Below are 12,084 nucleotides of genomic sequence, written 5' to 3'. Positions count from 1 at the left end.
TACCCATCCCGAACACGACCGTTAAGCCCTCCAGCGCCGATGGTACTTGGACCGAAGGGTCCTGGGAGAGTAGGACGCCGCCAAGCGGACAACCACAAAGCCTGTGGTTATTTTTTTGCCGCATTGCTTACATATGTAGTAAAAAGGGCCTTTAGCTCAGCTGGTTAGAGCGCACCCCTGATAAGGGTGAGGTCGGTGGTTCGAGTCCACTAAGGCCCACCATTTTCCCTGATAGCTCAGTTGGTAGAGCACTCGACTGTTAATCGAGTTGTCACAGGTTCGAGTCCTGTTCGGGGAGCCATTTGGAGAGGTGTCCGAGTTTGGCCGAAGGAGCACGATTGGAAATCGTGTAGGCGCCACAAGCGTCTCGAGGGTTCGAATCCCTCTCTCTCCGTTCGCAGTTTTTATCCTTAGTGGACAAGCGATGTAACGTTTAATTGATTGGTTTTGCAGCATGGCCCGTTGGTCAAGGGGTTAAGACACCTCCCTTTCACGGAGGTAACAGGGGTTCGAATCCCCTACGGGTCATATTTATGGAGGCTTAGCTCAGCTGGGAGAGCATCTGCCTTACAAGCAGAGGGTCGGGGGTTCGATCCCCTCAGCCTCCACCATGTAACCTCCTTCGGGAGACAATAAGATATGCTTTTAATGACGCGGGGTGGAGCAGCCCGGTAGCTCGTCGGGCTCATAACCCGAAGGCCGCAGGTTCAAATCCTGCCCCCGCAACCAATTTGGAACCGTGGTGTAGTTGGCCTAACATGCCTGCCTGTCACGCAGGAGATCGCGGGTTCGAATCCCGTCGGTTCCGCCATTCTTTACAAGTTTTAATTACCATTTCATGAACGTTGGGGATTAGCCAAGCGGTAAGGCAACGGACTTTGACTCCGTCACGCATAGGTTCAAATCCTATATCCCCAGCCATTTATGAGCCATTAGCTCAGTTGGTAGAGCACCTGACTTTTAATCAGGGTGTCGAAGGTTCGAGTCCTTCATGGCTCACCATTTCTTTAAAGTGTGCGCGTGTGGCGGAATGGCAGACGCACCAGACTTAGGATCTGGCGTTTCACGACGTGGGGGTTCAAGTCCCTTCACGCGCACCATGTTTTGCGGACGTGGCTCAGCGGTAGAGCATCGCCTTGCCAAGGCGAGGGTCGCGGGTTCGATTCCCGTCGTCCGCTCCATAATTTTGCGCCCTTAGCTCAGCTGGATAGAGCGTTTGACTACGAATCAAAAGGCCGGGAGTTCGAATCTCTCAGGGCGCGCCATTTTTATTAACACAACTGATTGTCGGGATGTAGCTCAGCTTGGTAGAGCACCTGGTTTGGGACCAGGGGGTCGCATGTTCAAATCGTGTCATCCCGATTTTATATCTATGCGGGTGTAGTTCAATGGTAGAACTTCAGCCTTCCAAGCTGATAGCGTGGGTTCGATTCCCATCACCCGCTTATAACAAGAGGCACTTGCCCATTCCGGGCAGGTGCCTTTTTTTGTTTAGTCCACCTAGCTGCTTGGATCGAGGGAGCGAAGCGCCAAGTGACACGGGCAGCCCGGATTGAAAAATCAGTGGGTAAGCTGGCCGAAGGACTCAGGTTGAAATAATGGTTTGGCAAAACATAGCTTCATCCGAACACGGGGGCTTTTGCTCTCCGTGTTTTTTATTATGCAATGGAACGGATATATGTCACCAGCGTAAAGACTGGAGAGGCTGCTATATTCAATTTGCAAATGGATGGTTTTGTAACATAGCAACAAAGGAGCAATGCATACATAATGACAGACAAAGTAATTCGTATTTTCAAAATTATCAATGCCGTCCAGTCTAACCCGGGAATCACTGCCTCCGATCTGGCGTTTAAATGTGATGTGAACATCCGGACAATCTACCGGGACCTAGAGCTGTTGAGTCACATTGCACCTATAACAAATGAAGGAAGGGGAACGGGATATAAATTTATGGGCAAGTTCTTCATGTACCCGCTGGACTTCTCCGAAGAGGAGGCGCTGGCGTTTTCCCTACTGCCTTCTGTCCTGAATCAGGATAACATCCCGCAGGGGTTTCATACTGGCTACGCTAAGGTGATGGGTACGCATTTGAAGGAGAAATCCAGGCAGAACGGTATTCTTGAGAATATTGCTGATATTATTCAGATGGGGACGCCAGCTTATCGTAAGGAGAGCAAAAGTTTTCTTCAGCCTATTATTGAGGCGATTCTGGAGCAAAGAAGTATCCGTGCTGTATATCACTCGCAGAGCCGTAATGCGGTCACAGAGCGGGAGATTGATCCGTATTATTTGATTCCGCGCGATCAGCGCTTTTATCTTGTCGGGCATTGCCATCTGAAGAAGGCCATTCGCACCTTCCGAATTAGCCGATTTCAGCAGGTGGAGATTACGGCAGAGTATTTTGACAAAGGCGGCTTCAACATTAAGCAATATTTGAAAAACACATGGTCAATTGATCGGGGAAACAAAAATACGAACTTCAAAGTTCGTTTTTCTCCAGAGGTGGCCCGGTATATCAAAGAGGAGGAGCTATTCGTACATCCACGGATGAGGGATGAGCAGGATGGTAGTTTGCTCTTTGAGGTTACCGTCAATAACGAGAAGGAATTTATGAAATGGATTCTCCAATACGGACCTAATGCCGAGATTCTGGAGCCGTCGTCTGCCAGAGAGCAGTTGAAGCTGCAACTGGAGCAATGGAGAAACCTGTATCGGTAGTGACCATTATCCAAATTTTAGGTATACTCCCATAGAGAGAGCTTGATTACATCTATTATTGCTCATGAGGGGGCGAACCGGTGTTCAACAAAGGTCAGCGGGAAGATGCCATTGGGAATATGAAGAAGGTACAGGCCACCTATGAAGCAGAGAAACAAGGCTTTATTAAGGATGCGAAGCAGCTGCTGGATAAACGACAGAAACTCCAGACGATAATTAATGAAGCATGGGACTTCATCAATACCATGAGCAACAAACCAGTGGTACTGAATACGGAGTTAAAGGTAATCAAGATCGAGACTAAAAAGTTCTGTGGTCTTCTGAAAACATTGGAGTTGAGGATTAGCAAGGCAAGTCACACTTCTGGTGGACTGCCAGCTACGGATATTATAGCCGGTAGGGGTGTCGCTTCTCATGGACGAACAGCGGTGCTGGCCATTGCCACTACGTTCGGTACAAGGGCTTCTGGAACTACGCTTAGCAGTGCAGGCTCGACCCATGCTGAGCTACCTTGGCTTAGGAATGAGATACAGGCTACCGCAAGAGAAGGAAATGCCACTAAGGAGACCTCTCTATTGGGACTAGCTGGCTCTCTGGGCTGCGGTGCTATCCTGAACGTCGATCTTCTTAGGTATAAAAAGAATAAAAAACTCGCTGAGCGAGCTAATACGGAGGCTGCTAAAATAAACCAGTATGTCAGCACGGTAGAAACGACGCGCAAATACATACAGGAGATCATTGAACTTAGTACACGCACCACGGATGCCCTGCTGGGAATGGTGTTGAAATGCCGCAAGTTTCCGGCCGATTACATACAGCTCACCACCGAGCAAAAACAACTGGTGGATACTATGGTGAATAATACGAAGGTGGGAGCAGAACTTCTGAACAGAGTGGTTGTAGACAAGGACATTAGCGAGTTGTTTGTTGATTATAAACCGGATTCAGGTCATAGAATCTTTAGTAGATACATATAGGCAGCCCAAAATGGCCTCTTCCTGTCTGAGACAGTAAAGAGGCCACTTTTTAAACGATCTATGTTATTTAGGCCAATCCTTCTGGGAAAGGAATCAAATGACCTGTCCCACTTCACCGCTATTCACAAATGTAATACTCTCAACGACGACGTCCAATTCACCAGAAGGAACTTTAAGACGCCTTGTGCTACCCACCTCTGCTAATAGCAGTTGCATGCCCACAGGCGAGAGCATGGAGACCTTGCTGTCACTGGGCTCCGCCTGATTGGGGAACACGATGGTGTAGATATCGGTTTCGCCATCCTCAAGATACCGCAGAGTGAGCTGGCTGCCAATCAGGACCCTAGAGTTCAGCTGCTCTTCATTAAAATCGGCGAGTAGCTGTTCGAGTGTGACACAATAGCAGGACAACAGCGCTTCGGCCGTGACTCTTTCCTTGCTTCGCTCGGGAAAATATTGATTTAGGAAGCCCAGCTTCTCCTCGTCAAAATACAGAAGCTGGCTAACGAGTTGCGTCCGCGAGCCCTGGTAGAGAAGACTATGGTTCATAGTAGATTTCCCCCCCTCTAAGCATCACGTTTCTTGTAGATAAAATATAAAACCTCGCCATTCTGAATCCCTCCTGCATTAGTCTATACGAATAGAGACCCCGCATCATTCGGGGCCTTCACCACAGTATAACAGCTGCCAACTGTAAATCCAATCCATCCCGTTGACTCTTTGCAAGGGGAATGCTAAGCTTAGCTCAAGTAAAGGCATTCTGCGTGTAGCTGCGGAGTGCCTTACTCTATGTTTGCGAATAGTTTACATTAAATGTTACCTTAGGAGTGATGCGTCATGTGCATTCTGGGGGCTCAGGTAGAAGCTGAGTAAATCGAAATTAATATTCTTACAAAGGAGAGATTAGGATGATTCAAGTCAAGGAGTTCGTGGATACGGACAATTCTTATGCGGAGAACAAAGCGAATGAATTTTTAGCAGGACTGCAAGAAGAACAGGTAGTGAATGTTTGTTATGGTTCTGTGGTCAAGTCTTCACGCGACGGTGCGGAACACCAGAGATCGACGATCCTAATCGTATACAAGACGAATGAGAAACAATAGCTGGAGCCTCTTTTTTACTTGTCTTTCTGCAATATCAACGATTGCTATTTTAATTGTTGTAATTTATTTTGGATTCATCCATTAGTAACATATGAAAGGACCTCAGACCCCACTGCAGAGTGGAGATTGAGGTCCTTTTTCTTATATAAATAAGGGTTAGGGGATTGGAGAATCACAAATTAAGTGATAGGGGCACTCCAATTTTACTTCTACAATAAGCTGCTCCTATAGATACCAGAACACCTTACACGCTATCGGGTACCTCTAAGCCCAATCCTGCGGCAATACGCTGTCCGAATTCAGGGTCCGCTTTATAGAAATGACCGATCTGCCGGAGCTTGATGTCTTCCCGGTCAACCGGGGTCATGGCACCGACAATGTTCTCAACGAGACGGGTACGTTCCTCGTCGCTAAGCAGACGGTACAAATCACCGGGCTGGGTGTAATGATCATTATGATCGTAAGCAACGCTGTCTGCCTGACCCGACACCTCGAACGCGGCGGGTTTGGCTGCAGGTGATTCCGCAGGGCCACCATAGCTGTTAGGCTCATAATAGACAGAGCTTCCGCCGTTAGTGCCGTGGTTCATGGCTCCATCGCGCTGATAATTTCTCACTTCCGCTTTGGGCTGGTTGATCGGCAGACTGTTGTGGTTGGCGCCTACCCGGTAACGATGAGCATCGGCATAAGCGAACAGGCGGCCCTGCAGCATTTTGTCGGGGGAAGCTTCAATGCCGGGCACGAACGAACCTGGGGAGAAGGTCGCTTGCTCTACCTCGGCAAAATAATTCTCGGGATTGCGGTCCAGCACCATGCGGCCCACTTCAATCAGGGGATAGTCCTTCTGCGACCAGACCTTGGTCACGTCGAACGGATCGAAGCGGTAGGTGTCGGCATCCTTCTCCGGCATAATTTGCACATAGAGTTTCCAAGCAGGGAAGTCACCAGCGGCAATGGCATTAAACAGATCTTCGGTATGATAATCCGGGTTCTCAGCGGCAAGCTTGGCAGCCAGTTTGACATCCAGGTTCTTCACGCCTTGCTCTGTTTTGAAATGATATTTCACCCAGACTACGGCACCTTCTGCATTCACCCATTTGAAGGTATGGCTTCCGAAGCCGTGCATATGTCTCAGTGTAGCGGGAATGCCCCGGTCGGACATGAGAATGGTGACTTGATGCAGCGACTCCGGCGATAGTGACCAGAAGTCCCAGACGGCGTTGGGATTCTTCAAATGGGTCTGGGGGTGACGCTTTTGTGTATGAATAAAGTCCGGGAATTTAATGGCATCGCGAATGAAAAAGACAGGTGTATTGTTGCCGACAAGGTCGTAGTTTCCTTCCTCGGTATAGAACTTCACGGCAAAGCCGCGCGGATCGCGTACTGTATCTGATGAGCCAGATTCACCGGCAACGGTGGAAAAACGGATGAACATCGGTGTACGCTTGCCTACCTCGGACAGGAAGTTAGCTTTCGTATATTGCGACAAATCTTGTGTGACCTCGAAGTATCCATGGGCTCCGGCTCCTTTGGCATGCACGACACGCTCGGGAATCCGTTCCCGGTTGAAATGCGCGAGCTTCTCTAGCAGGTGGACATCCTGCAATAGGCTAGGGCCACGGGAGCCAGCGGTCATGGAATTCTGGTTGTCGCCTACAGGCGCCCCCCAGCTAGTCGTAAGGTTATTAGGGTTGGAACTCATAAATAGAATCACCTCATGGGATTTGATTTTAGATTTAGTATAAGTTCTATATTAACAAGATTCGAGGAAATTGCAATCCTTTTTTATAATAATTTTAAATAAGAAATATTTATAAATAGAGCAAGGGGGAGTTACACAATTTGCATAGAATAGGTATTTATGATGTACTACCATTAGAAGATAAAGGATAATAAACCCGTTACCAGTAGATTACCGGGGCTTCTTCCCCGGCAAAGGGAGATTAACATGCTGAGTAGGTTGATCAGGCTACCATTCGAGTTAACTGCCAAGGAAAAGCAGCAGCTGCAGAATCAGATGTTCGAGGAAAATATTGCGCGAGGGTTGTTGTTCGCCAGAATCATCATCGGTCTGGAAGCTGCACTCACGGTTGCTGATGTGACGGCCTCTCTTTCCAACGCACATGAGAGCTTTCACTTCAGCTTTTATTTTGTTATGTATATGTTGATGATTGTTATGAATATCTGTTTTTTGCTTGCTGCTAGAAGATATGATCCTGACAAGACGTATTCACCTGAGCAATTCCGGAGATATCAAGGGGTCTTTCTTCTTTACTCGATTATATTCGTGGTATGGGGAAGTATTGTCGCTTTGGCGGATCAGCGGCTGTATGGCCAGTTGATGGCTTTTGTCGTGAATCTGATGAGTATCTCGGTAATTTTCTACTTTAACAATAAGACCATTCTGCTGTTATATGGTGTTTCGACTTTGTTATTGGCAGCGGGGTTGCCATTCTATCAAGCTTCAGGTGAGGTGCTGGTCGGCCATTATGTAAATCTGGCCATTTTCGTATTCTTCACATGGATAGCTTCCCGGATTCTGTATGTGACCTATTGCCGCAATTTCTATAGCAAAGTTCTGCTAGGGCAAAGCAATGCTAGACTAGAGCAGGAAATACAAGAGAACTTAAGGGTACACCGGGAACTGGAACGGGCCAACGAGGAGCTATTGAAGCTGTCGCTGGTCGATGATCTGACCGGGATCCCCAATCGGCGTGCCTTCGACCAGCAGGTACAAACGATGCTCAGTAGCCAGGATGCTCCAGATACGGAGGTTTCTCTGATTATGCTGGATATTGATTATTTCAAGCAGTTCAATGACAATTACGGTCATGCGGAAGGCGATGAGGTGATCAAAAGGATTGCCGGGGTCATCCATGCGGCGTCCAGAGGGCCTGGGGATATCGCTGCACGGCTAGGCGGTGAAGAGTTTGTGTTTGCCGCTTTTCATACTGGCAGGGAAGAGATCGCGGAGATTGCCGAAACAATCCGTGAACAAATCAGCGGAATGAAGATCACCCACGAATTTTCCGTCACGGGCGAATTTGTGACAGGGAGTCTGGGAACGGCCACGGGTAGAATCCGTAATAACGGCCAGTTTGCCGAGCTGATGAAGATTGCAGATGAGGCACTGTACGCGGCTAAAGCAGGGGGGCGGAATAGCGTAGTCCGTATGAATATGCCAAAAACCCGCCCACTGTCAGTGGACGGGAAGAAGCCGGAAGACTGGGAAGTCTAGACGGTGTAAGATACGGCTATGGTTCATAACGGCTTATTTGATATACATTTTGTTATAGTATTCTTCCAGCATGCGTTTGGTCGCGAATGTAGTAATCGTAGTCTCAATACTTTTTTTCATCATCTGCACCCATTTGCTGCGATTCTCATAGAAGGTCGGAACCACTCTGTTCAAAAGGGTATCATACAGCGCATCGCTGTCGTGCTGGTTCTGAAAGTCCAGATCACCTGTCTCAAAGGTATCGCCAATCTTCCAGCCATTTTCACCGTCTATGCAGGCCTCAGGCCACCAGCCATCCAGAATAGAGCAATTCAGAACCCCGTTCATAGCGGCTTTCATACCAGAGGTACCGCTGGCTTCCAGCGGCCGGCGCGGATTGTTGAGCCAGATGTCGGAGCCACGGGTTAGCTTAGCGCCAATAGTCATGTCGTAGTTTTCGAGGAATACCACGCTTTTCGGATACTTCTTCATCATCCCTACCAGGTTGCTGATAATTTGCTTGCCGACATCATCCAGCGGATGCGCTTTGCCAGAGAAGGCGATCTGGATACGCCCGCTCTCCAGGTATGGCTCGATCAGCTTGGGCTTGGAGAAGATCAAATCACTTCGCTTGTAGGGGGCTGCCCGGCGTGAAAATCCAATCAGCAGTTTATCAGGATTCAGAGTAATTCCGGAGCGTTCAGCAATAAATTCGATCAGCTCGCCCTTGAGCTCCTGGTGAACGGCCCACAAATCACCGCCCGTCTTATAAGCTTTGGTGATACGTTCATCCACCCAGGTCGGGGTATGAATGGCATTGGTAATAGGGATAATCTCCGATCTACCCGCGACTGTCTTCCACATTTTATTGGCTGTTGCGGCATGTAGCTCCGCTACTCCGTTTGAAATCCGTGCAAGCCGGAGCCCGGCTACAGTCATGTTAAAAGGCTCACCGCCGATCCGTTCCATCTGATCACGAGTCAAGCCGTTGAAGCCGCACATATATTCAAGTCTGTCCAGCGGGTGCGCTTCGTTGCCTTCTTTGATCGGAGTGTGGGTAGTGAATACAACCTCTTCCCGGGTGGCTCTCCAGGCTTCCTCGAAGGTGTGCCCTCCGGACATTTTCTCACGGATCAGCTCGGTGGCGGCCAAGGCCGCATGACCCTCATTGAAATGATAGACATCGACCGCTATGCCAAGGGCCCGCAATGCCTTTACCCCGCCAATACCAAGCACCATCTCTTGAGCAATTCGTTCCTCGTCAAACCAGCCATAGAGCTGTCCTGTAATCCAAGCATCCTTGTTCTCCGGGACATCCGTGTCCAGCAGATATAACGGATTGTTGCCAAAATGATCGGTCTTCCACACTTTGCATACCACATCAATCTTCCGTATATTGACCGTCACCTTAACGCCAGTATCTTCAAGAAAATCATAGACATAATTGTGATAAGCGTCGAAGGGTTTACCGTCTCCACCTATTTTCTGATCCGTATAGCCCTGCTTCCACTTCAGCCCGATGGGAATGAGGGGAGCATCTATATCTTTAGCGCCTTTAATATAGTCACCTGCCAGAATGCCCAGTCCGCCTGCGTACAGCTTGAAATCGGAATGAAGGCCGTACTCCATACAAAAATAGGCGACCACCGGCAATTTCTTCTCGTTCACTGCTAAGCCTCCCAATCAGGAATGGAATGAACAACTTGTTGTGAAGCGCCTCTTCAGAGAATTTATCAGCAGAGGGCTCCTTATTATGTTCCCCTTTTATCGATAGGGTAATCATGATCTTGTCTTTTTACAGGAGCGGGCCAAAGAAAAGTTGTACCGGAATGCAGAGAATTATTTGATTAACTGGGGTGTAGGCCATAAGATAAAGGAATAAAAGAATAAGGGCTCTATCTAAAATCAGAGGTTGACATTACGCTGGCGTCAGAGCGGAGGATCGGAAGAACTCTCCGCAGCCGTAGCGGTTTTAATGAAGCGGCAACTGCTTATTTTGGTTTTGAGTCAGAAAAAGAACATTAATGGTGGTGTCTAGCTTGGGTATCGTGGTAATTGGAAGTTTGAATATGGATATGGTTGTTCGTACAGGACGTGCTCCGGGACCCGGAGAGACGTTGTTCGGACAAAGCTTCAGTCTGTCCCCTGGCGGAAAAGGGGCCAATCAGGCTGCTGCCGCAGCTCGCCTGGGCGGAAAGGTGACCATGATTGGCCGGGTCGGCCAGGATGGCTTCGGCAACGAAATGCGGGAGATTATGAGACAGGAGCAAGTGAATATAGAGCATATCTCCGTCAGTAAGGGGGAAGCGACAGGAGTCGCCTCCATCGTGCTGGAGGAAGATGGTGAGAACCGGATTATCGTCGTTCCCGGTGCGAATATTGAACTTACTGCAGCAGACATTGAAGCGCTGGGGGATGTAATCCGCCAAGCGGAGATCGTCGTCCTGCAGCTTGAGATGGATATGGCCATGAGCGAGCGCGCCGCGGCCATTGCCCATGCTCACGGGATTCCGGTGATCCTGAATCCCGCCCCGGCACAGGCGCTGAGCGATGAACTGCTCAGCCATGTGACCTACCTGACGCCCAATGAGACAGAGGCGGGCGTCTTGTCCGGAGTTGCGGTGGACAGTGTGGACACCGCGGGTGAAGCCGCCCGCCTGCTGCTGGCGAAGGGCGTGCAGAACGTCATCGTGACCCTTGGTTCCAAAGGGGCACTCATTGTCAATGAAGCGGGAACAGAGCATGTTCCCGGATTCCCGGTGCAGGCGGTGGACACCGTGGCCGCCGGCGATTCTTTCAACGGGGCACTGGCGCTGCAAGTGACCCGTGGGGCGGCATTGGCTGAAGCGGTAAGCTTCGCCAATGCGGTAGGCGCCCTGGCTGTAGGCAAGCCAGGGGCGATACCTTCTCTGCCGAGGCTGGCCGAGGTAGAGAAGTTTCTGCAGGCGGCCTCTGGAGCCGGGGAGCAGGAATAGATTTGGATACACAAGGAGCTGAACAAAATGAGTAGCATACTGACAGTGAAAAATGTAGCCATCGGCGAAGGTGTACCCAAGATTTGTGTTCCGCTTGTCGGAGTGACGGTGGACGAGCTAAAGCAGGAGGCTGAGGCGCTAAAGCTGCTGGCCCCGGATCTGGCGGAGTGGCGTGTGGATTTTTATGAGGGGGTCGAGGATATCGCAGCCGTTCAGGAAGCGCTGCAGGCCATCCGATCGGTTATCCCTGAGCTGCCGCTGATCTTCACCTTCCGTAGTAAGCGGGAAGGCGGCGAGAAAGAGATCAGCCGGGAAGCGTATGTGAACCTTAACAAGGCAGTTGCAGCAAGTGGACTAGCCGACATCATTGATGTCGAGTTATTTAACGAGGAGGATGACGTAAGGGCGCTTGTAGAAGCAGCACACGCCCATGGAGTGTTTGTGATCCTCTCTAATCATGATTTTCACGCCACACCGCCAAAATCGGAGATCATCTCCCGCCTTCGTAAAGCTCAGGCGCTCGGAGGAGATCTGCCTAAGATTGCGGTGATGCCGCAATCGCCAGCCGATGTGTTGACTCTGCTGGAAGCTACCCACGAGATGAAGTCGGAGTACGCTGACCGGCCTATCATTACGATGTCGATGGCTGGGGCAGGCGTGATTAGCCGTCTGGCGGGCGAAGTGTTCGGCTCCGCCGTAACCTTCGGTGCGGCCCGCAAGCCATCGGCTCCGGGGCAGATCGCGGTGGCGGAGCTGCGCGATACGTTGAACCTGCTGCATCGGAGCTTGTAGGCGGTAAATGGATGTTCCTGCCTAAGTTCTTAATAAGACGCCCATATTAGGTTGCATCGCAGCTTATTCGCGATACTTAGAGTGTTGCTGGGTGATGAAGTGCCAGAGTGTATGGAGTCCCGCTCGCATGTGGGTATGGTCTTATGAAGTTGAGAGTTTCGCCCACCACGTACCTGCCTAGCTAACCCGGGGCGTAGATTACAGGCCAGTGGAGCTGCGCCAAACGCCGAATCTGCTGCATCGGAGTTTCTGGTGGTTGTCTCCGTAAGGATGCATGAGGAGCCACCCGTATCTAGGAA

The 12,084-nt window shown here is 50.0% G+C and carries 10 protein-coding genes, 14 tRNA genes and 1 rRNA gene; 22 read left to right on the top strand and 3 right to left on the bottom strand.

Annotation, left to right across the window (positions count from 1 at the left end; genetic code table 11):
• The 18 genes from rrf to ACFRAM_RS20025 form a co-directional block, all read left to right on the top strand.
• Positions 1-86: ribosomal RNA gene (rrf, locus tag ACFRAM_RS20110) — 5S ribosomal RNA — on the top strand; the annotation flags it as partial.
• 59 nt (positions 87-145) lie between these two features.
• Positions 146-222 (top strand) — tRNA-Ile (locus ACFRAM_RS20105).
• A gap of 3 nt (positions 223-225) precedes the next feature.
• Positions 226-301 (top strand) — tRNA-Asn (locus tag ACFRAM_RS20100).
• 3 nt (positions 302-304) lie between these two features.
• Positions 305-394: transfer RNA gene (locus tag ACFRAM_RS20095), tRNA-Ser, on the top strand.
• A gap of 62 nt (positions 395-456) precedes the next feature.
• Positions 457-528: transfer RNA gene (locus tag ACFRAM_RS20090), tRNA-Glu, on the top strand.
• 7 nt (positions 529-535) lie between these two features.
• Positions 536-611 (top strand) — tRNA-Val (locus tag ACFRAM_RS20085).
• 41 nt (positions 612-652) lie between these two features.
• A tRNA-Met gene (locus tag ACFRAM_RS20080) sits at positions 653-729 on the top strand.
• A gap of 4 nt (positions 730-733) precedes the next feature.
• Positions 734-811 (top strand) — tRNA-Asp (locus tag ACFRAM_RS20075).
• A gap of 35 nt (positions 812-846) precedes the next feature.
• Positions 847-921, top strand: a tRNA-Gln gene (locus ACFRAM_RS20070).
• Between the two features lie 5 nt (positions 922-926).
• Positions 927-1,002, top strand: a tRNA-Lys gene (locus tag ACFRAM_RS20065).
• Positions 1,003-1,016: 14 nt separating this feature from the next.
• A tRNA-Leu gene (locus ACFRAM_RS20060) sits at positions 1,017-1,100 on the top strand.
• Between the two features lie 6 nt (positions 1,101-1,106).
• Positions 1,107-1,181 (top strand) — tRNA-Gly (locus ACFRAM_RS20055).
• A gap of 7 nt (positions 1,182-1,188) precedes the next feature.
• Positions 1,189-1,265: transfer RNA gene (locus ACFRAM_RS20050), tRNA-Arg, on the top strand.
• 23 nt (positions 1,266-1,288) lie between these two features.
• Positions 1,289-1,362, top strand: a tRNA-Pro gene (locus ACFRAM_RS20045).
• A gap of 12 nt (positions 1,363-1,374) precedes the next feature.
• A tRNA-Gly gene (locus tag ACFRAM_RS20040) sits at positions 1,375-1,445 on the top strand.
• Between the two features lies 1 nt (position 1,446).
• Entirely contained in the window at positions 1,447-1,599 is a 153-nt protein-coding gene (locus ACFRAM_RS20035; protein WP_379467418.1) for a YdeI/OmpD-associated family protein, read from the top strand.
• Between the two features lie 171 nt (positions 1,600-1,770).
• Complete coding sequence (locus tag ACFRAM_RS20030) at positions 1,771-2,721, top strand: helix-turn-helix transcriptional regulator (RefSeq protein WP_379467395.1); 951 nt, start codon at positions 1,771-1,773, stop codon at positions 2,719-2,721.
• 80 nt (positions 2,722-2,801) lie between these two features.
• Complete coding sequence (locus ACFRAM_RS20025) at positions 2,802-3,698, top strand: DNA polymerase III subunit gamma/tau (RefSeq protein ID WP_379467393.1); 897 nt, start codon at positions 2,802-2,804, stop codon at positions 3,696-3,698.
• Positions 3,699-3,791: 93 nt separating this feature from the next.
• On the opposite strand, the gene ACFRAM_RS20020 is transcribed toward ACFRAM_RS20025, so the two are convergent.
• Positions 3,792-4,247, bottom strand: coding sequence for a GreA/GreB family elongation factor (locus ACFRAM_RS20020; RefSeq protein WP_379467391.1), 456 nt, complete (start codon positions 4,245-4,247; stop codon positions 3,792-3,794).
• Positions 4,248-4,606: 359 nt separating this feature from the next.
• Here ACFRAM_RS20020 and ACFRAM_RS20015 point away from each other — a divergent pair, with 359 nt between their 5' ends.
• Positions 4,607-4,801 (top strand): sporulation protein Cse60, encoded by a 195-nt coding sequence (locus tag ACFRAM_RS20015; protein ID WP_066377049.1) that lies wholly within the window; start codon positions 4,607-4,609, stop codon positions 4,799-4,801.
• A 244-nt stretch (positions 4,802-5,045) separates the two neighbouring features.
• Here ACFRAM_RS20015 and katA read toward each other — a convergent pair whose 3' ends face one another.
• Complete coding sequence (gene katA / locus ACFRAM_RS20010; RefSeq protein ID WP_379467388.1) at positions 5,046-6,503, bottom strand: catalase KatA; 1,458 nt, start codon at positions 6,501-6,503, stop codon at positions 5,046-5,048.
• Between the two features lie 246 nt (positions 6,504-6,749).
• On the opposite strand from katA, the gene ACFRAM_RS20005 reads away from it, so the two are divergent.
• Positions 6,750-8,039 (top strand): GGDEF domain-containing protein, encoded by a 1,290-nt coding sequence (locus tag ACFRAM_RS20005; RefSeq protein WP_379467386.1) that lies wholly within the window; start codon positions 6,750-6,752, stop codon positions 8,037-8,039.
• A gap of 33 nt (positions 8,040-8,072) precedes the next feature.
• On the opposite strand, the gene glgP is transcribed toward ACFRAM_RS20005, so the two are convergent.
• Complete coding sequence (glgP, locus tag ACFRAM_RS20000; RefSeq protein WP_379467382.1) at positions 8,073-9,686, bottom strand: alpha-glucan family phosphorylase; 1,614 nt, start codon at positions 9,684-9,686, stop codon at positions 8,073-8,075.
• Between the two features lie 380 nt (positions 9,687-10,066).
• Between glgP and rbsK the strand changes: the two genes are divergently transcribed.
• Both rbsK and aroD read left to right on the top strand, forming a co-directional pair.
• On the top strand, positions 10,067-10,993 hold the full coding sequence (rbsK, locus tag ACFRAM_RS19995; RefSeq protein ID WP_379467416.1) for a ribokinase: 927 nt from the start codon (positions 10,067-10,069) through the stop codon (positions 10,991-10,993).
• Between the two features lie 27 nt (positions 10,994-11,020).
• A complete protein-coding gene (gene aroD / locus ACFRAM_RS19990) occupies positions 11,021-11,785 on the top strand; it encodes a type I 3-dehydroquinate dehydratase (protein ID WP_379467380.1) in 765 nt (254 codons plus the stop codon).
• Positions 11,786-12,084 lie beyond the last annotated feature (299 nt).

Origin of the sequence: Paenibacillus sp. NPDC056722, assembly GCF_042790635.1 — a bacterium.
Taxonomy (GTDB): domain Bacteria; phylum Bacillota; class Bacilli; order Paenibacillales; family Paenibacillaceae; genus Paenibacillus_AQ; species Paenibacillus_AQ agri.
The sequence above is the reverse complement of the archived record's forward strand: the minus strand, read 5'-3'. Positions and strand labels throughout refer to the sequence as shown.

What these genes read in the sequence shown, in the direction of transcription:
- ACFRAM_RS20030 (WP_379467395.1), top strand. Translation starts at nt 1,771, where the DNA reads ATGACAGACAAAGTAATTCGTATTTTCAAAATTATCAATGCCGTCCAG.
- ACFRAM_RS20005 (WP_379467386.1), top strand. Translation starts at nt 6,750, where the DNA reads ATGCTGAGTAGGTTGATCAGGCTACCATTCGAGTTAACTGCCAAGGAA.
- ACFRAM_RS20020 (WP_379467391.1), bottom strand. Translation starts at nt 4,247, where the DNA reads ATGAACCATAGTCTTCTCTACCAGGGCTCGCGGACGCAACTCGTTAGC.
- ACFRAM_RS20015 (WP_066377049.1), top strand. Translation starts at nt 4,607, where the DNA reads ATGATTCAAGTCAAGGAGTTCGTGGATACGGACAATTCTTATGCGGAG.
- aroD (WP_379467380.1), top strand. Translation starts at nt 11,021, where the DNA reads ATGAGTAGCATACTGACAGTGAAAAATGTAGCCATCGGCGAAGGTGTA.
- katA (WP_379467388.1), bottom strand. Translation starts at nt 6,503, where the DNA reads ATGAGTTCCAACCCTAATAACCTTACGACTAGCTGGGGGGCGCCTGTA.